1 pseudogene is annotated in these 230 nt (G+C 70.9%); it reads right to left on the bottom strand.

What is annotated here, in order from left to right:
- A pseudogene (locus H0524_RS01100) lies at window positions 1-230 on the bottom strand (monooxygenase); the annotation flags it as partial.

Genomic DNA, 230 nt, shown 5'->3' with positions numbered 1-230 from the left:
CTGCCGGGTGCGGTCCAGGCGAGGTAGCCGTCGGGGCGGATGAGGGCGGTGTGGAGGGTGGGGTGTGGTTGGTGGGTCCAGGTGCCGGTGATGATGTCGATGCGGTCGGTCCAGGCGTGGGCGGTGGGGTGTTCGGTGGTGGTGGTGATGAGGAGGGGGCGGGCGGGGTGGAGTAGGTCGGCGATGCGGGTGGTGGTGCCGTTGGGGAGGGTGAGTTGGTGGTGTGGGGG

It is taken from the genome of Salinispora sp. H7-4, from assembly GCF_013416675.1.
Lineage (GTDB): Bacteria > Actinomycetota > Actinomycetes > Mycobacteriales > Micromonosporaceae > Micromonospora > Micromonospora vitiensis.
Note: the sequence above shows the minus strand (reverse complement) of the source record. Positions and strands in the feature narration are given on the sequence as shown.